13 protein-coding genes and 1 pseudogene are annotated in these 18,724 nt (G+C 40.1%); 8 read left to right on the top strand and 6 right to left on the bottom strand.

Features of this window, described 5'->3' with window-relative positions; genetic code table 11:
* The first annotated feature begins 97 nt into the window (after nucleotides 1-97).
* Together AB8618_RS02965 and AB8618_RS02960 are read left to right on the top strand one after the other, a co-directional pair.
* Nucleotides 98-2,323 (top strand): DPP IV N-terminal domain-containing protein, encoded by a 2,226-nt coding sequence (locus tag AB8618_RS02965; protein ID WP_413401325.1) that lies wholly within the window; start codon nucleotides 98-100, stop codon nucleotides 2,321-2,323.
* A 276-nt stretch (nucleotides 2,324-2,599) separates the two neighbouring features.
* The gene (locus AB8618_RS02960; RefSeq protein WP_413401324.1) at nucleotides 2,600-4,237 is read left to right on the top strand and encodes a methyl-accepting chemotaxis protein; all 1,638 of its coding nucleotides are present in this window, start codon (nucleotides 2,600-2,602) and stop codon (nucleotides 4,235-4,237) included.
* Between the two features lie 260 nt (nucleotides 4,238-4,497).
* Here the strand turns inward: AB8618_RS02960 and AB8618_RS02955 are convergent, their stop codons facing one another.
* The 3 genes from AB8618_RS02955 to AB8618_RS02945 form a co-directional block, all read right to left on the bottom strand.
* Nucleotides 4,498-6,033: a M17 family metallopeptidase gene (locus AB8618_RS02955; RefSeq protein ID WP_413401323.1), complete on the bottom strand. Its 1,536-nt coding sequence runs from the start codon at nucleotides 6,031-6,033 to the stop codon at nucleotides 4,498-4,500.
* A gap of 110 nt (nucleotides 6,034-6,143) precedes the next feature.
* The gene (dinB, locus tag AB8618_RS02950) at nucleotides 6,144-7,199 is read right to left on the bottom strand and encodes a DNA polymerase IV (protein WP_413402931.1); all 1,056 of its coding nucleotides are present in this window, start codon (nucleotides 7,197-7,199) and stop codon (nucleotides 6,144-6,146) included.
* 72 nt (nucleotides 7,200-7,271) lie between these two features.
* On the bottom strand, nucleotides 7,272-7,448 hold the full coding sequence (locus AB8618_RS02945) for a hypothetical protein (RefSeq protein WP_178955181.1): 177 nt from the start codon (nucleotides 7,446-7,448) through the stop codon (nucleotides 7,272-7,274).
* Between the two features lie 149 nt (nucleotides 7,449-7,597).
* Between AB8618_RS02945 and AB8618_RS02940 the strand changes: the two genes are divergently transcribed.
* From AB8618_RS02940 to AB8618_RS02930, 3 genes are all read left to right on the top strand, one after another.
* The gene (locus tag AB8618_RS02940; RefSeq protein WP_413401322.1) at nucleotides 7,598-8,029 is read left to right on the top strand and encodes an acyl-CoA thioesterase; all 432 of its coding nucleotides are present in this window, start codon (nucleotides 7,598-7,600) and stop codon (nucleotides 8,027-8,029) included.
* Between the two features lie 12 nt (nucleotides 8,030-8,041).
* Nucleotides 8,042-9,094 (top strand): aldo/keto reductase, encoded by a 1,053-nt coding sequence (locus AB8618_RS02935; protein WP_413401321.1) that lies wholly within the window; start codon nucleotides 8,042-8,044, stop codon nucleotides 9,092-9,094.
* 162 nt (nucleotides 9,095-9,256) lie between these two features.
* The gene (locus AB8618_RS02930; protein WP_409424763.1) at nucleotides 9,257-10,195 is read left to right on the top strand and encodes an ABC transporter substrate-binding protein; all 939 of its coding nucleotides are present in this window, start codon (nucleotides 9,257-9,259) and stop codon (nucleotides 10,193-10,195) included.
* Here AB8618_RS02930 and AB8618_RS02925 read toward each other — a convergent pair.
* From AB8618_RS02925 to AB8618_RS02915, 3 genes and pseudogenes are all read right to left on the bottom strand, one after another.
* Nucleotides 10,122-10,748, bottom strand: coding sequence for a fumarylacetoacetate hydrolase family protein (locus AB8618_RS02925; protein WP_409424762.1), 627 nt, complete (start codon nucleotides 10,746-10,748; stop codon nucleotides 10,122-10,124). The two genes, AB8618_RS02930 and AB8618_RS02925, sit on opposite strands and share 74 nt — an antisense overlap.
* A 230-nt stretch (nucleotides 10,749-10,978) precedes the next feature.
* Nucleotides 10,979-13,495, bottom strand: coding sequence for a glycoside hydrolase family 3 protein (locus AB8618_RS02920; protein ID WP_413401320.1), 2,517 nt, complete (start codon nucleotides 13,493-13,495; stop codon nucleotides 10,979-10,981).
* 9 nt (nucleotides 13,496-13,504) lie between these two features.
* Nucleotides 13,505-14,775, bottom strand: a pseudogene (locus tag AB8618_RS02915) (sugar MFS transporter).
* A gap of 252 nt (nucleotides 14,776-15,027) precedes the next feature.
* Between AB8618_RS02915 and AB8618_RS02910 the strand changes: the two are divergent.
* From AB8618_RS02910 to AB8618_RS02900, 3 genes are read left to right on the top strand one after another with little or no spacing between them, the layout of a single operon-like run.
* Nucleotides 15,028-16,362 carry a GH1 family beta-glucosidase gene (locus tag AB8618_RS02910; RefSeq protein WP_409424760.1) on the top strand — a complete coding sequence of 445 codons (1,335 nt, stop codon included), beginning with the start codon at nucleotides 15,028-15,030 and terminating at the stop codon, nucleotides 16,360-16,362.
* A gap of 15 nt (nucleotides 16,363-16,377) precedes the next feature.
* The gene (locus AB8618_RS02905) at nucleotides 16,378-17,706 is read left to right on the top strand and encodes a glycoside-pentoside-hexuronide (GPH):cation symporter (protein ID WP_413401318.1); all 1,329 of its coding nucleotides are present in this window, start codon (nucleotides 16,378-16,380) and stop codon (nucleotides 17,704-17,706) included.
* 11 nt (nucleotides 17,707-17,717) lie between these two features.
* A complete protein-coding gene (locus AB8618_RS02900; RefSeq protein WP_409424758.1) occupies nucleotides 17,718-18,722 on the top strand; it encodes a LacI family DNA-binding transcriptional regulator in 1,005 nt (334 codons plus the stop codon).
* The last annotated feature ends 2 nt before the right edge of the window (nucleotides 18,723-18,724 follow it).

Here is an 18,724-nt window from a genome sequence, read left to right as displayed (position 1 = left end):
TAGGTTATTTTACTTTACACTTTATAGCATTTAGTTGCAGTTGCACACGCTTGTGCTTTACCATCGGGGATAATTTTATGTAAGTAAAGGCAATCCTGTGTTAAAAAAACTAAAACACCTCTCACTGGCAATCCCCCTAATGGCGGGCGCGTTAAGCGCTCAAGCAAAGCCGTTAACGCTTGAGCGTATATTTGATGATCCGAGCTTAGCTGGAAAGTCTCCAGTACAACTTAAATTTTCTCCCGACGGCAGCCGTGTCACCTACTTACAAGGTAAAACAGATGACTATAACCGCTACGATTTATGGGAATATAATTTAAAAGACAATACCAATCGATTACTTGTTGATTCAGCGCAGTTATTTTCAGGCCCAGAAAACCTGTCAGATGAAGAAAAAGCACGCCGTGAACGCCAACGTATTTTTGGTAAAGGTATTCTTGAATATAAATGGTCAAAAGATGGTAAAGCACTGCTATTTCCTCTAAATGGCGACCTTTATTATTTCGACTTAAACACAAAAAATAGTAAAAAACTGACTAACACTGAAGCATTTGAAACCGATGCGCGCTTTTCTCCAAAAGGGAATTTTGTATCCTTTGTTCGTGAGCAGAATCTCTACGCACTAGAACTGGCATCTGGCAAAGAAATTCAGTTAAGTAAAGATGGCGGTGGCGTTATTAAAAACGGCATGGCCGAATTTGTGGCGCAAGAAGAAATGAGTCGCATGACCGGTTATTGGTGGGCAAATGATGAATCTAAAATAGCCTTCACTCGCGTTGATGAAAGCCCTGTTCAAGAAGCACTTCGTAACGAAATTTATGCTGATGAAGTAAAGCTATTTAATCAGCGTTACCCATTTACTGGCACTAACAATGTTGACATTCAACTTGGTGTTGTAAAACTTAATGACCAAGCAGTTGACTGGGTTGACTTAGGTGAAAATAAAGATATTTATATCGCTCGAGCGAAATGGCTGAACGACAGTAACACCCTGTCTTACCAATGGCAAAACCGTTCTCAGCACAATTTAGAATTACGCTTTTACAACAGTAAAACGAAACAGCAAACCGTCGCATTAACTGAAAAAAGCGATACCTGGATAAACCTACATTTTGATCTTGAGTTTTTAAAAGATAAAAAACATTTTGTGTGGGCCTCGGAGCGAGATGGATTTAAGCACCTTTATTTGTATGCTAATAATGGCCAACTTATTCGTCAAATAACTACTGGTGACTGGGTTGTTGATAGCTTGAAAGGCGTAGATGAAAAAAATGGTATAGTTTACTTTGCAGCGCGTAAAGATACTGCGCTTGAAAGTCACTTATACAGTGCGCCTTTATTTAAAAAAGGGGCAATTAAGCGCATTACTGAAAAAGGCCAATACCACAATGTTGTACTGGCAAAAGATAACAAAACCTTCATTGACACTAGTTCATCGGTGAATAAGCCAAATTCAGCAGCGCTGCGCAAAATCAATGGAGAGTTTATTACGTGGCTTGAAGAGAATAAACTAGACGACTCTCACCCACTAACTCCCTTTTTAACCGATTTAGCAAAGCCTGAGTACGGCACTATTACCGCTGAAGATGGCCAAGTTATGCATTACCGTTTATTTAAACCAGCAAACATGGCTAAAGGTAAAAAGCATCCGGTTATTGTTAACGTGTACGGCGGCCCTCATGCTCAGCGAGTCACTAATAGCTGGCGTAGTAAAAACTTATATTTGCAATATATGGCGCAACAAGGTTATGTTATTTTTCAACTAGATAACCGTGGCTCTTACAATCGTGGTAAAAAGTTTGAAGATGCAATATATAAAAAGTTAGGTGTTGTTGAAGTAGCTGATCAGATTAAAGGCGTTGAGTTTTTACGTACCCTTGACTACGTAGACCCTGCACGCATTGGTATATACGGCCACAGCTATGGTGGTTATATGGCGCTAATGACCATGTTTAAAGCAGGCGACTACTTTAGTGCTGGTGTTTCAGGCGCACCAGTAACTGACTGGGCCTTGTACGATACTCACTACACCGAGCGTTATTTGGGTCACCCTGATACAAATGCGCAAGGTTATACCGACAGTGCTGTTTTCCCATATGCTGAAGGTCTGAAAGGCCCATTAATGATTTACCATGGTATGGCCGATGACAACGTGTTGTTTACTCATGCAACTAAATTGTTTAAACAGCTGCAAGATAACAATCAACAGTTTGAAATGATGACTTACCCAGGCTCAAAACATAGTCTTCGCGGTAAACAAGTTCAAACTCATTTACATCAAACAATTACTAACTTCTTTAACCGTAATTTTAATACAAATTAACTAACATTAGGTTAATTATTCGACTAAAGGCTGATAAAAATATCAGCCTTTTTTTATGCAAATAAGATATATTAAAACGTCAACACACAATAATTAAATCCATCTTAAGCACGGGTAACTAAAAGTCTAAGCTTCAGCGTCCAACTGTTATTGTATTTAAACTAAACGCTAAAACGAAATATAAGAACTACAATATTATGAAAATAAAGCTCTCTTAGCCTATATTTTAACTATGCTTATTGAAGAAAAATAATGATCTGATACAGGAACATATTTATGCCAAACCTCCGTCGTTTTACTATATTTCAACGTCTAGCCATTTTAGTGGGGATTGTAATATTGGGTTTAATTGTATTGAGTATTTCGAGTTTGAGTAATCAATACCAAGCGCTCAAAAACGAGCAATACCTTAAAACTAAAAATGTAGTAGAAACTGCATATAGCACTATTAAGCACTATGCAGCCCTTGAACAAAACCAAACTCTCACTCGCCAACAAGCACAATCTCAAGCAATCGCCTCAATCCGTTCATTGCGCTACGATGATACTAACTATTTTTGGATCAATAATTACCAGCCAGCCATGGTAATGCACCCAATTAAACCAGCTCTTGAGGGAAAAGATTTAACTAATAACAAAGACCCTGATGGCACCCCCCTATTTGTTGAGATGGTTAGCGTTGTAAAACAATCCGGCGAAGGTTATGTGCCTTATAAATGGCCAAAACCAGGTAACGACAACCCCGTAGACAAAATTGCGTTTGTGAAAGGCTTTGATCAATGGCAATGGATAATCGGCTCAGGTGTGTACCTTGATACCATAGACAGTGCCTTTTCGCAGCAACGCACTATCATCATTATCAACGTTGTTATTATGATTATTGTGGTGGTGTTATTTAGCTACTTTATTGGCCGAAGCATTTTAACGCCGACTCGTTTAGCAGCGCAGATGATGAAAGATATCTCTCAAGGTGAGGGGGATTTAACCCGTAGCCTAAATGAAAATGGTAATGATGAAATATCTCAACTTTCGCGGTCATTTAATTTATTTGTCTCTAAAATTAGGGAGTCTTTAGTGTTGGTTGCCAAAAGCGCAAACGATGTAAACGAGCATGCCCATGCTGTGGATGATTCTAGCAAAACCAGCCAATCATTCATTGAACTTCAAAACGACAGCTCAACCCAAGTAGCTGCTGCAATGGAGGAAATGACTCATCAAATTCATGATGTTAGCCGTAATGCCGAAGCCGCTGAACAAGCCGCAAATGATACTGCCAGTAATGCATCAACGGGTAAAGATGTGGTATCTAAAACGATTACCGCCATTGAAACCCTCTCGAGTAATATAGAAACCGTAAGCAAAGTAACCGCTGATCTTGCTCAAGAAAGTAATAATATAGGTTCAGTGCTTGATGTAATAAGAAGTATTGCAGAGCAAACTAACCTGTTGGCACTCAATGCAGCCATTGAGGCTGCACGGGCAGGTGAGCATGGTAGAGGCTTTGCCGTCGTAGCCGATGAAGTAAGAACCTTAGCAAGTCGAACGGGTAAAAGCACTGATGAAATTCAAGCCATGATCGCCAAACTGCAAGAAGGCGCTAAAGCCGCAGTTGAGGCGGTAAAATCTAGCCAAGAGATTTCTATTTCTACGGTTGAACAAGCCTCTTTGGCAAATACATCACTGGATGAAATAGACAGATTAGTATCGGTGATCACCGATATGAACGGCCAAATTGCAAGAGCAACAGAGCAGCAAACATCAGCCGCTGACGAGGTTAATTTAAGAATTAACGACCTCTCGCAATCAACTGAGCAGTCATTGGGTAATACTAAGGATTTAACCCTTGCCAGCGACAAACTCAAACAAAGCAGTGTTGAATTATCTAGCGTGGTATCGCGCTTTAAGCTGAGTTAACCTGGATTCCGGATAATAAATCTATCTTAAGCAGCTATTTTCAGCGCTAACTGCGTTGAATTTACTTGCAATAGGCTAGCTATTGACGCGTAATTTCGCCTTGTTTTCACTGAAAATCTCTAGCTAAAGAAAATTAAGCATAAATATCATTTTGATTCAATGCGTTAGTAAATATCTTAACCAGAGTTTAGGTTAATTAATACCTTTCACCAATTAAAAAGCCCTGATTTTCAGGGCTTTTTAGACTTATTTATAGAGAATTATAAACAGTAGCGGGCAAATAAACTACTTACTGAGGCCGCAGTTGGTTTACCATGTTGCCAATCACCACCTTCAACACCACTACCGGCAATATCCATATGCACATAAGGAAGTGGTAAAGTAGACTCGTTACCATGCTTATCTAACCCGCCTACTACAGCTAAAAATGCCATAGGGAATTGATGGCCGCGCGCTGTGACGGCAGAAGCCGCATTATTACTAGAAAGCACATCATCGGCTAAAGTACGTGGTTTTATAAAGTCATAATCTTCACGACGTGAACGTGATACTTCAGCACCGTCAGCCCATAAATCACCACAATCAGCTAATTGACGTGAAATATTAGCACTACGTGCTGGCCCATTTTCTACATAAGCACCATATGGTCCCATCGCACGTGCAGCATGCCCTGTTAAAGTAGCCACAGTAAACAGCGTTGGGTTTATTTCGTTTACAGCCAAATCTTTCATTTCACTAAGTAAATCACCCATCGCTAGACGCCCTTCGGCATCAGTGTTACCAATGCGCACTCGCACACCTTCACGGCTAGTAATAATTTCATCAGGAACAAAACAATCTGAACCAATTGAGTTACGTACCACTGCTAAAAAAGCAATCACTTTAACGCCTTTAGGTTGGTAATCAGAAACTGCTTTCATAAATCCAGCCACAGAAGCCGCACCACCTTTATCTCGGCTCATACCTGCCATGTAGCCGCCTACTTTTAAATCTGCACCGCCTGTGTCATAAACTAAGCCTTTACCTACAAACATCAGTGTGCGCGTTATTTCACCCTCTGGTACATACTCAAGTTTAACAACGCGTGGATGATGACGCTCTACTGCATAAGATGCACGAGCAACAGTACTTAGCATCGGATAGTGTTTATCAATGGCAGCCAAGTCATCAATCACATCAACGTTCACTGCGCTATTATTAAATAGTTCGCTACAGTAATCAGCAAAGCGTGGTGGTGCCATACGTTCAGGCTCGGTACCACATAAATCACGTGCAGCATATTGTCCAGCTGCTAATGCATTGACTGCTTTAATCGTTTGCTCATTGGCATCAACTAAACCGATTTGAGTAATTGGCTCAATACCATGACCATGAAATTCACGCGCTTCCAAAGGCTGCCATAATGCTTGGCATGCGCCTAAATAGGCCACTTCTAGCGCGTATTGGTAACGGCTGTCGGTATTTAAAGCGGGTAAGTAAATAGCAGGGTTAACACTGCCTGACGCTTTAGCCTCATTAATGGCTAATTTAGCCGCATCAAAATAGCGACGTACATCATCATAATCTCTATTTAAAGGGCCTGTAGGGGCTATCACAACACGTTTACCGGCAATTACTAGCAAGGTAACTTGATTACCTATGCGAGAGTCTACTTGAGCTTGATTTAAAATTGCATCGCGCAGAGGCGTATTTGGTAAATGAGAAAAGTCATCGCTGATAATAATTAGTGCATCGTGTGATGCACAATCTAGGCTTGCACTAACTGGCTGAGCCAGCACTGCTTTTGGATATGCCATAAAAAAGGATCCTGTTAGAAAACGTAGCCCCTATTATTATTTATTTAGCAATTTATAACCAGTAAACTGCGGTAATCTGCATACTTACTGGCAACCTAGAGTTACAGCTTTTACAGGTCTAAAATACTTAGCTGTAAATTATGCTCTGGTTGATTTTTAATGCCAACACCAATTCCTAATAAACGCACAGGTTGTTGTAATCCGCGTTGATAGGCTTTGGCGAGTAACTCTTTAAAAATAGCCGTGTTTAATTGATGATTCGCTTGATCTGCTGAGGTCACAACAAAATTAGCAAATTTAACTTTAACACTTAACTTGTTAATTTTATTTTGCAGCTGTTGTTTGTTTAATCTAACCTCGAGCTCATCTAACAGTTGCGGTAATTGCTCCAAGCACTCATCAAGACTATTTTTGTTGTATTCATAAGTATGCTCCACGCTCAATGACTTACGAATCCGTTCAGTTGAAACCCGCCCTATATGCTCCCCCATACATTTTTGATATAACGACACGCCAAAATTTCCCACATGTTGCTGCATCCAATTAGCCCCTTTTTCGCGAACATCTAGGCCCGTGTACAACCCTTTTAAATTAAGCTTTTCCAAGGTTACTTTACCCACGCCTGGAATTTTACCTAGTGGTAATTGGGCTAAAAACGAGTCAACTTGCTCAGGCAATACTACAAATTGGCCATTGGGCTTATTTTCATCGCTAGCAATTTTGGCTATAAATTTAATTGGCGCAATCCCCGCAGAAGCGGTCAGCCCTGTGGTATTAAAAATATCGGTGCGGATCTGCTCAGCAATTAACGTTGCACTGCCTTTAAATGCAGTACAGTGGGTCACATCTAAATATGCTTCATCAAGTGAAAGAGGTTCAACAAGGTCAGTGTAGCGGTTAAATATAGCGCGGATTTGAGTTGATACTTGTTTATAAACAGCCATTCTTCCGGGCACAATAACTAAATCAGGGCAAAGTTGTTTGGCATGGTAGTTAGACATAGCAGAGCGCACCCCATACTCTCTAGCAAGGTAGTTAGCGGTAGAGAGCACTCCACGACGGCTATTACCGCCAATTGCCAGCGGTACATTTGCAAGTTTGGGGTTGTCGCGCATTTCAACTGCTGCATAAAAGCAGTCCATGTCTATATGAATAAACTTTTTCATCACACAATAACAACTGTTTATCTATACAGTCATTATTGTGGAATCTCTACTAATTAGCAAGCTTGTTGTTATTTAAAAAGAGCGACTATTTTTCTTGGGCTTATTAAAGCAATACATCCAAAATAGTACTTCTAAAGAAAAGCCTAGTAAAATCAAAATAATCGCTCCTGCCTCATTACCCATAGCGTAACAAGTGAACGAAGCTATAAAAACAGTGCATGCCAATAACCAATTAATTATATTCTGCATCGTTATCTCCTTGTGTATTAATAGTCACTATAGTCATGAATTCAAAGAGGTACAATTTTAGCCCTAGAATTTTTGCAAACTATAATTCCCTTGAGCTCATCCGACCATGTTGCTAATCTAAATACTTTAAAACTAAGAGCTATAAATACATGGAAACGTTTAAACAACAACACCCTATTCATACCGACATTACTGTAGCGTGGGGCGATATGGATGCCCTACAGCATGTTAATAACTGTGTTTACCTTCGTTATTTTGAAATAGCCAGAATCGATTTTTTAAATAAATTAAATTTATTTGATACTATCAATGCAAAAGCCACTGGCCCTGTGATCAGTGAAAATAATATTCGCTATAAACGCCCTGTAACGTTTCCTGATACATTAAGCGTAGGTATTACTATTAGTGATATTAAGTCAGACAGATTTATAATGAATTACAGTGTATTTAGCCATGCGCAAAATGCGATAACTACCACTGGCATGTCAAAAGTGGTGATGTTTGACTTTAAAACAGGGCAAAAAGCAACGATCACAGAACCTTTGCTATCGGCTTTAAAAGCAAACTCAGAAAACAAATAATTAGGATTAGTAATGCAATATAGTCAATTAGGCAGTAGTGATGTTAGTGTTTCGAGAGTCTGTTTAGGTAGTATGACTTGGGGAGTACAAAATACCCAGCATGATGCTGATGAGCAAATAGCCTATGCCATTGAACGTGGTGTTAACTTTATTGATACGGCAGAAATGTACGCAGTTCCACCCACGCCTGAAACTTATGGTAAAACTGAGGAAATTATAGGGAATTGGGTTGCACGTAATCCACACAAACGAAAAGACATTGTTATTGCAACTAAAATTGCAGGTAATGGGCTTTCATGGATCCGTGATGGCAGTGATATTACTCGCCAAGCTGTTATTGATGCCGTTGATCAGTCTCTAAAGCGCTTACAAACCGACTATATTGACTTATACCAATTACATTGGCCAAATCGTCGCACTCCTCATTTTGCAAGGCAATGGCCTGGCATGCTTAAATTTACTGAGGTCGATGCAAAACAACACACCGCTGACATGCTTGATATTTTAGAGGGTTTAGATGCGTGTGTTAAAGCGGGTAAAATTAAACACTGTGGACTTTCTGACGATACGCCATGGGGGATTAGCCAATTTTTAAATTTAGCTAAAGAGCACAACTTACCAAAAATGGTGTCTATTCAAAATGAGTTTAGTTTAGCGCATGCGAAAGATTGGCCTTATTTAATAGAGCAATGTGTGCATGAAGATATTGCTTATTTACCTTGGTCACCTTTAGCTGCTGGACTATTAACGGGTAAATACCTAAATGGAGCGCGCCCTGAAGGCTCTCGTTGGACATTTATGCAGCGTAACGGTATTTTTAGAGATACGCCACAATCACAAAAGGCGACCAAAGAGTATGTTGAACTTGCCCATGAGCACAACATGACAGCGGCACAATTAGCGTTAGCCTGGTGTAATCAAGTGGATGGCGTTACCTCATCTATTATTGGTGCCACTACTATGACGCAGCTAAAAGAAGACATTGATGCGTTTGAGTTAGCTCTCAATGATGATGCATTATCAGCAATTGATACCATATTTAGAAATAACCCAATGCCATACTAGGGGCAATTTAATCACCGCACGAGATCTGCAGCCTGACAGGTTAAAAGAACAGCAAGAAGAAAGTACAATTAGATAATATTGATTCTTTGCTGTTCTTTATGTTTATTTTTTAGCCGCCACCAGTATAATACGCAACAAATTTTCTAGGCGGATCTATTTGTAATGCAATCACTTCGTTTTTTATGTCTTGGCATTTTGGTCACTTTTGCTACTTGCAGTCATAGTAAAACAGCAAAGCCAATAGAAGAAATTTTATGGTTACAAAGTAAGACTCCTCCGTTTCATTTAAGTAAAGAAACAAAACAGCTTGGCTTATGCGATGATTTAACACAGCAGCTAATGCATAATATAAAAGACGTGAAGCACACCCGCTTAGTTTTACCACAAAAGCGAATTAATAAATACATAGATGAGGGTAGAAACGTTTGTTTTCCATGCGCTATTTACAAACGCAGTGCAAATAAACAGTTTTTATATTCATTACCTACAGCGGTTTATCCCCCACATAACATCATAACTACTGTGACAAAAGCACCTCAATTAACCTCTAAGCATGGTAATCCTATCAACTTAGTGGGCTTACTTGCTGATAAAAACTTCACTTATGGTCAAGCTGATGCGCGTCGTTTTTCTGTGCAGATTAACAATATTATTGAAAACTCATTAACTCACTCTAATGTCTCTATGAGCTGGAGCAGTGATAATGAAAGTGGTGTTGTAATGGATCGCTTAAAACACGGCTCTTTAGATTACTCGCTTGATTACCCATTTATCACTAGCCACTTTAGCAAAGGCAATCAATCAAATATTGTAAACCTACCGATTGCCCAAAATAAAAATAAATTAGTTCCAATAGCCGTTGGCTGTGCGACCAATGCCCCAAATAACTTTGCATCTATGGCAATTAAAAAAATTAATCACGCACTAAAAAACAATATTTTAACCTCAGAGCAATACAAAAATAATCAACAATACTGGTTAAATGAACACTTTAGTGACTTTAATAAAGCCTACAATCAGTATGTGCTTAACTTTGACTCACAGACCAATGATGCTCCAATAAACACTGCTGACCAGAATCAGAATAAAGAGCAACTTTAAACTCTCGACCCGCATTCACCATCCCTACGCCTGCAGGCGTGCCGGTCATAATAATATCGCCCTCTTCTAAACCCATAAACTCATTTACCTCTGCCAGAATTTGCGCAGGTTGGTGCAACATTAGCTGGGTTTCTCCGTGCTGAATTACTTTACCATCAATATGTAATTCAAATATAAACGATGTCATTTCTGGCGTTAATTCAATAAAATCACTAAATAGTGCTGACCCGTCGAATGCTTTAGCACGTTCCCACGGCAAGCCCTTTTCTTTTAAACTGCTTTGTAAAGCTCGCTTAGTCAAATCGAGTCCAATCCCTACCCCTGCAAGCTGTTTATTTTTAATCACAAAGCACAATTCAGTTTCATAATGTAATGTATCACCGTTATGGGAAGAGTGTAAGGTATCGGTGATCGCGCTATTAGGTTTATTAAAAATTACCATTTGCTCAGGGTGTTCGTTGTTTAATTCAGCAATATGCGCACTGTAATTGCGCCCCACACAGACTATTTTTGAAGGTTGTATGCTCTGCGAAGCCAGCTTTATATGATTCATTTTCTCACCTGTTAATTACATAACGCATTTAATATTTTGGCATTCTCTCAAATTATTAACGCAAAAGCGAATGCCGTTTTATCATGTTTTTATGACAACTATTGAGCTGAAAACAACCAATTACATAGAATTGAATAAAATAAGGAGGGACTAATTAGGCAGGTTTTTGTACTGCGCTTTTAAAATAAAAAGCAGGTAATCTCAGTACCTGCTTATTAATAGGTTATTGACTACTTACAAGTAACACTACTTTGCTCGGCAGCATTTGCTGTAATAGCCAGCTTAGCAATAGATACATGCCAATCACCTTGCGTGCTTAACTGCCAAGGGGTGAACACTTGTGCTAAATCAACGCCCTGCTCTGCAAAACAACTTAAGTTGATGTTTAATGTTTGCCATTGACCTGATTGCTCAAGGTTATCAGTAATATCAAACTTACCCTGGCAACTTTCGCCACAGCCCATACTAATCCACAGCGGGCTTGATGCCGCTTTGCCTACTTTAATTTGCATTTGCAGCTGGCCATTACTTTCAACGTATGAGCGTAAGTCAGATGGGAATGCCGCGGCTAAATTAACCCCAGCCAACGCTTGACCATTAAAACGAATGGCGCGTGCATCTTCTTGCACTTCTTTGTCAAATGTTTGGATGCTCACAGCACCTAATGACTCGCGGCTACTTGCCACCGTTTTTTGCTGCTCGCCACTTTTTAAAACCAACGACCATGGTGCTTTTATAGCACGTTCAAACAACACTAAGTCATCCAATTGTTCAGTCTGTTGAGTTTGCTCTACCAAGTCATCTTTAAGTACGTTGCTATCACCGTAGGTTAAGCCAAAACCATAAGGGAGTAATGGGCTGTAACCTTCATCGTTGCGGTTTTCATTGTCGATTGGGTTATTCGGCCATGAAAACGATAACTTTCCTTTAAAGTCGTGGTTAATTGAACCGTCTGCATTTTTAAACAATACATCACTAATTGCATCACCTTCACTGCCTGGAAGCCAAATAGCAACAAACGCATCACTGGCATTTAGCTCAGCATTAACCCACATTGGGCGACCGCTAATAAATAATGATACAACAGGAATTCCCGCATCTTTAAACTTTCGCAGTAACGCTAAGTCGCTTTTATTACCGCGCTGATATTCTAGGTTATCAACATCACCATTACCCTCTGCATATGGCTGCTCGCCAAATACAACAATGGCTACATCTGGGCGTGCTTTGTATTCACCTTCAACACTCAGTGCAACGTTACCACCAGCTTGCTCTACAGTATCTTTAATACCTGCATAAATAGAGCTGCCACCAGGGAAGTCACTGTTGGTATTACCTGTACCTTGCCACGTAACACTCCAGCCACCCGACTGCATGCCGATGTTATCAGCCCCTATGCCTGCGACTAATACGTTTGCCTTGGGCGATAATGGCAGTAACTGCTGCTTATTTTTAAGTAATACTAAAGATTCACGTACTGCTTGTTTGGCCACAGCACGGTGATCGTGACTACCAATAATTTCAGTTTTACCAGAAAGAGGACGCTTCGCAGGGCTTGGTTTATCGAATAACCCCGCACGCATTTTAACGCGTAAGATGCGCGTTACCGCATCGTTAATTCTACTGAGTGGGATCTCACCGCTGTTAACTTGGTTAACCAAGTTGCTAAATAGTGGTTTCCACTCATCAGGCGCCATGTACACGTCTAAGCCTGCATTAGCAGCTTGAGCACAGTTACTATTTGAACAGCCTTTAACTTGTCCATGACCATTCCAATCGCCAACAACAAAGCCATCAAAACCCATTTTTTCTTTTAGTACATCGGTTAATAAGTATTTGTTACCGTGAATCTTATCGCCGTGCCAGCTGTTAAACGAAGCCATAACGGTTTGCGCACCTGCACTCAAACCACCTACATAGCCTTGAGCATGAAGCGCAAATAACTCTTCTTCAGAGGCGATGTTATTACCTTGATCGTCGCCATTAACAGTACCACCATCGCCTAAGAAGTGCTTAACGGTACTCACTACTCGCGTGTCTGATAAAAAATCGCCATCAACAGCGCCTTGCAACCCTTTAACAATAGAGGCGGAATACGCTTTCACTATTTCAGGGTCCTCAGAGTACCCTTCGTAAGTACGGCCCCAGCGGTCATCACGCACCACCGCAACAGTAGGTGCAAATACCCAATCTATACCGGTAACCATTACTTCTCGCGCAGTAGCGGCGGCTATTTTTTCAATAAGTGCAGGGTTGTTTGCAGCACCTAAACCAATATTATGCGGAAATAAGGTCGCGCCAATAACATTATTGTGTCCATGTACCGCATCAGTGCCCCACATTGTAGGGATTGTGCTGCCATCAAGGGAGTCATCAATCGATGCTTGATACATCTTTTCTGCTAAATCAACCCAATCTTCAGGGGTTGCATGCTTATTATTGTTTGGAAACGAACCACCGCCATTTAAGTAAGAACCAAAACCATACTTACGCATATCTTCAACCGTGATATTACGGATTTCAGGTTGGATCATTTGCGCTATTTTTTGCTCTAGCGTCATACTCTTTAGCATATCAGCGATTTTTTGCTCCATTTGAGCGTCGCTTTTAATACCCGTTTCGATTGTTGGCCAAATTTCTTTTTTGCTTGTTGTATCACTGACACCATCAGAGGGTTGCGAACAACCGCTGCTGGTTATTGCTGCTAGCATCAGCGCAGTAATTGAAAAAGTGCGTTTAATAATCATAGTATTCACCTAAAACTCAAAGAGGAGTTGACGTTGTTTTTTTGTACCAAACAGCGCGAAATAAGTAATATATAAATAGCAGCCAATGGGCAGAATAAGAGCTAATTGCACACCGATGTTATCAGCTAGCATACCTTGTAATAACGGAATAATGGCACCGCCAACAATCGCTAAACATAAAATACCCGAACCCTGCGAGGTGTATTTACCAAGCCCCTGCAGTGCTAAACTAAAAATAGTAGGAAACATAATAGAGTTACATAATCCAACTAATAAAATAGCCCACATAGCCAGTGACCCTTGACCCGTCATAGCAATTAACACAAGTAAGCCTGCTAAAATACCGTGACAAGCTAATACCTTGGCTGCGTTTAATTTTTGCATAATCGCGGCGCCAGCAAAGCGTCCTATCATTGCACCTGCAAAATAATAGCTAATGTAATGTGCTGCTTGTTGCTCTGGTAAGCCTGCAATATGATCAAGGGTTAAAAAGCCAACTAAAAAACTACCTATGGCCACTTCAGCCCCTACGTAAACAAAAATACCAATCGCACCTAAAATAAGGTGACGATATTTCCATACACTGCCTAAATCAACAAACTCAGTGTCACCTTGGTTTTCTACTTCACTGTCAATTGCTTTACCTAATTTAGGTAACTTTAAAAAAGCAAAAATAATCGCTAATGTTAATAAGCTTGCACTGAGCATTAAATAAGGAAACTTAACTTGTTCTGCTGTAGCTTGACTAATTTCTGACAAAATTAACCAACTACCAAACAATGGCGCAACAGTTGTACCTAAAGAGTTAAAAGCTTGAGTCATAGTTAAGCGCGAAGACGCTGTTTTTGCAGGCCCTAATACGCTTACATAAGGGTTGGCAGAGACTTGTAAAATAGTGATCCCTGAAGCAAGCACAAACAAAGCAAGTAAAAATAGCTCGTAAACATGCGCCTCTGCAGCTGGGTAGAATAGTGCACAACCTATTGCAGCAACAATCAAACCAACGACAATACCAAATTGGTAACCTATTTTACTGACTAATTTTCCTGCAGGAATTGACATAACAAAGTAGGCACCAAAAAACAAAATTGCACCAACATTGCTTGGGTGTAATTAAGGGAAAACATTCCCTTTAAATACGGAATTAAAATATCGTTCAGGCAAGTAAGAAAACCCCACATAAAAAACAGGGTCGTAAGCGATGTTAACGCAAAGGTGTGTGTAGACCCTGGTTTTTGGCTGTTTTCTGCTGCCGGTAGTGGCTGTGTGATATGTGCCATAATATAATCTCTAATTATTTTTTAATTATCAGATTGTTACCTCTATTTTATTGCGTTTAGTAGAATTTAAAATGCAGATAATAGTTGCAACACCAAATGTAAGCGCTTACATTTATAGCATATAGAGAAAATTTATCAATTTATTTACAAAAATATTGTAAGCGCTTACATTGTTGTATTATGCAATTTATATTGCTTAGCTAACTACTGTAAAGCTCATTATTATTTGCAAGCTTAAGGACGTATCTCATTGTGTTTAAAACAATCTCCTTACCAAGCACGTCAGCCCTCTTAAAGCCGCCGTTTATTTTTGGAGTTGCCACGGCCTCTTTTCAAATAGAGGGAAGTTACGATACCCGCCTCCCCTGTATTTGGGATACTTTTTGTAACAAACCAAACACCATTGCTGATAATAGTAACGGCAACCAAGCGTGCGAACACATAGAATATTGGCAACAAGACGTACAAATGATTGCTGATTTAGCTGTAGACGCTTATCGTCTGTCGATTTCTTGGCCACGTGTTTTACACCAAGATGGCAGCTTAAATATTCAAGGTATGGCGTTTTATAAATCGCTACTGCAAGCTTTAAAAGCGCGCAATATTAAAACCTATGTCACTTTATATCATTGGGACTTACCACAACATTTAGAAGACAAGGGTGGCTGGCTAAATCGCGATACCGCGTATCAATTTGCTCATTACACTCATATAGTTACTCAGCAACTAGAGGGCTTAGTTGACTCTTATGCGACCTTAAACGAACCTTTTTGTAGTGCCTACCTAGGATATGAGATAGGGGTACATGCACCAGGCATAAAAAGTCAAAAAGCAGGACGCCAAGCAGCGCACCACTTACTGCTTGCCCATGGACTCGCAATGCAAGTGATACGTAAGAATTGCCCCACGATAGAAGCCGGTATAGTACTTAACTTTAGCCCATCCTATCCGCTTACCACTGCTGATGAACGCGCTGCTAAATTAGCTGATGACTATCATAACCAATGGTATATACGGGCAGTACTAGAGGGCTGTTACCCTGAAGTGATTAATGAGCTTGCAAATGATGCAAAGCCCCATATTAGTGATGGAGATATGGCAATTATTAGCCAAAAGATCGATTTCTTAGGGGTTAATTACTATACTCGTATTCATTACAAAAACACGTCAGATCATTGGTTTAGCGAAGTTCCTTTAGAGAATGTTGCCACCACCGATATGGGATGGGAAATATATCCAAAAGGGTTGTGTGAATTGCTGCTTTCACTAAATGATCGTTACACTTTACCTAAGGTATATATAACAGAGAACGGTGCAGCGATGGCCGATGTACTAACAGACGGTAAAGTAGATGACATACAACGTATCGATTACTACCATAGCCATATTAATGCCGCTCATAATGCAGTTGAGCAAGGTGTTAATGTGCAAGGCTACTTTGCATGGAGTTTAATGGATAATTTTGAATGGGCCTATGGTTATGAAAAGCGCTTTGGGCTAGTCTATGTTGACTACCAAACTCAACAACGCACCTTAAAACAAAGCGCAATTGCATATCGTGATTTTCTTAAACAGCGCCAAAAATAATAACGAGTGGCTTTTATGCTGAGTAAAAAAGAAAAAATAGCTTACGGCCTAGGTGACACGGCCAGTAATATTATTTTTCAAACCGTAATGCTGTTTTTAACTTTTTTCTACACTGATATTTTTGGTATTTCGCCTGCAGTTGTGGGCACCCTTTTTTTAATAGTCAGAGCTATTGATGCAGTAACTGATCCAATAATGGGCGCGCTCACTGATGCCACTCATACTAAATACGGGAGCTACCGACCCTACCTTCTTTGGCTTGCCATCCCTTTTGCCGTTATAAGCGTGATTACTTTTACTACCCCTTCGATAGATGACGGCAACAAAATTATTTACGCATTCGTTACCTACACCCTGCTAATGTTAGTTTACACCGCAATTAATATTCCTTATTCGGCACTTGGCGGCGTATTAAGTGGCAATCCCAACGAACGTGTCTCTATTCAATCATACCGGTTTGTATTTGGCATGTTAGGTGGTTTACTGGTTACAAGCTGCACTTTGCCTTTAGTAACATGGTTTGGCAATGGTAATAACGAAATTGGCTATCAACTCACTATGCTGGTTATGAGTTGCCTCGGTGTGGTGTTGTTTCTAATTTGTTTTCGTTACACCAAAGAGCGGGTGATTAATCCGCCGCATAAATTATCTTTAAAAACACAACTTCACGTTTTATGGCAAAATCAGCCGTTTAAAATCTTGTGTATGGCGGCTCTGGTATTATTGACCAGTATGGTGCTGCGCACGACATTAGCTATTTACTATGTAAAGTATGTGCTTGGCAAAGAAGATTTAATCACCGAATTTGTAACCTTAGGTATGATTGGTAATATTCTAGGCTGCGCCTGCGCACAACCTTTAAGTAAACGCTTTGATAAAAAAGTGGCTTATGTTTATCTACAATATATTTCCGCCATATTGAGCTGCCTTGCTTTTTTTATTCCTAATGAACACGTTTTACTAGCGTTTTTGGTGTATTTTTTATGGTGCTTTTTCACTCAAATGGCAACGCCTTTATTATGGGCAAAAATGGCTGATACTATTGATTACGGAGTCTGGCAAAATGGCCTTCGACTCACCGGTTTAGTTTACGCAAGCATCGTATTTTTTATCAAATTGGGGCTTGCATTAGGCGGAGCGATTGCCGGTTGGTTACTTGCTTATTATCAATATCAAGCCAATGTGGAATTAAGCGAGGCAACTAAAAATGGTATTTTAACCTCATTCACACTTTACCCTGCGATTGGTAGTGTACTTGTGGCATTAATAATGAGTAAATACAGCCTAGACAATAAAACCATTAAAAAAATCACTGCCGATTTAACACAGAAAAGCAATTTGTAGCAAGGAATAGTATGGCCACCATTTATGAAGTGTCAAAGCTTGCAGGGGTGTCACTTGCCACTGTTTCAAGAGTAATGAACAACAATGCAAACGTAAGTGATGCAACCAGAAAAAAAGTCACCTTAGCCATGGAAGAGCTGGGCTACCGCCCTAACTCTATTGCGCAATCACTGGCTTCTAATTGCTCTAATAGCGCGGGCTTGTTAGTTTCAGAGCTTAAGGGTCCATTTTATGGGCCGATGATGAGCGGTATAGAGAACACCTTAAGAAACCAAGGTAAACACGTTATTATTACCGCAGGACACAGTGACGCGGAGCGAGAACAACAAGGCATCGAATTTTTAATTAGCCGTAATTGCGATGCACTTATTTTGCATGTTGAAGCTATTAGTGATGAATACTTAATAAAACTAAGCAAAGGCAAAACTCCGTTTGTTTTGCTAAACCGCTATATTGAAGAGCTCGCCGATCGCTGTATTATCCTTGATAATACCAAAGGCGGTTATTTAGCCACTAAATACATTCTGGAATCAGGCCATAAAGAAATTGCCTATATTAGCGGTCCACTGTGGAAAAAAGATGCTCAAGAGCGCTTAAACGGACATAAACAAGCGCTTGCTGAATACGCCATTGAATTTAATAAAAACAATTTATTTGAAGGTGACTTTGTAGAAGAAAGTGGTTACGAAGGCTTTGCTACACTTTATAAAAATAACCCTGCCTTTACCGCCTTAGTGTGTGCTAATGACGAAATGGCAACCGGTGCCATGGTGAGTGCCAGAGAACACAGTATAAAACTGCCTTCACAGCTTTCCATTATTGGCTACGATAACGTGTTTTTTACCCGTCACGTGTACCCCCCATTAAGTACTATAAATTACCCTATAGACGAAATGGGAAAAGTGGCAGCGCAGTGGGTGCTTAGTCATGTGTATCAAAAAAACATACACTCTATTCAAACGGTATTTGAACCCGAGTTAGTTATACGCCAATCCGTGGTTAAACCTTTAGTATAAAG

The sequence above is a fragment of the Pseudoalteromonas sp. RW-H-Ap-1 genome (assembly GCF_048318575.1).
In the GTDB taxonomy this organism is placed as follows: Bacteria; Pseudomonadota; Gammaproteobacteria; order Enterobacterales; family Alteromonadaceae; genus Pseudoalteromonas.
The sequence above is the reverse complement of the archived record's forward strand: the minus strand, read 5'-3'. Positions and strand labels throughout refer to the sequence as shown.

Bases quoted from the DNA above. Each gene is read 5' to 3' on its own strand.
- AB8618_RS02960 (WP_413401324.1), top strand. From the start codon at position 2,600: ATGCCAAACCTCCGTCGTTTTACTATATTTCAACGTCTAGCCATTTTA.
- AB8618_RS02955 (WP_413401323.1), bottom strand. From the start codon at position 6,033: ATGGCATATCCAAAAGCAGTGCTGGCTCAGCCAGTTAGTGCAAGCCTA.
- dinB (WP_413402931.1), bottom strand. From the start codon at position 7,199: ATGAAAAAGTTTATTCATATAGACATGGACTGCTTTTATGCAGCAGTT.
- AB8618_RS02945 (WP_178955181.1), bottom strand. From the start codon at position 7,448: ATGCAGAATATAATTAATTGGTTATTGGCATGCACTGTTTTTATAGCT.
- AB8618_RS02940 (WP_413401322.1), top strand. From the start codon at position 7,598: ATGGAAACGTTTAAACAACAACACCCTATTCATACCGACATTACTGTA.
- AB8618_RS02935 (WP_413401321.1), top strand. From the start codon at position 8,042: ATGCAATATAGTCAATTAGGCAGTAGTGATGTTAGTGTTTCGAGAGTC.
- AB8618_RS02930 (WP_409424763.1), top strand. From the start codon at position 9,257: ATGCAATCACTTCGTTTTTTATGTCTTGGCATTTTGGTCACTTTTGCT.
- AB8618_RS02925 (WP_409424762.1), bottom strand. From the start codon at position 10,748: ATGAATCATATAAAGCTGGCTTCGCAGAGCATACAACCTTCAAAAATA.
- AB8618_RS02920 (WP_413401320.1), bottom strand. From the start codon at position 13,495: ATGATTATTAAACGCACTTTTTCAATTACTGCGCTGATGCTAGCAGCA.
- AB8618_RS02905 (WP_413401318.1), top strand. From the start codon at position 16,378: ATGCTGAGTAAAAAAGAAAAAATAGCTTACGGCCTAGGTGACACGGCC.
- AB8618_RS02900 (WP_409424758.1), top strand. From the start codon at position 17,718: ATGGCCACCATTTATGAAGTGTCAAAGCTTGCAGGGGTGTCACTTGCC.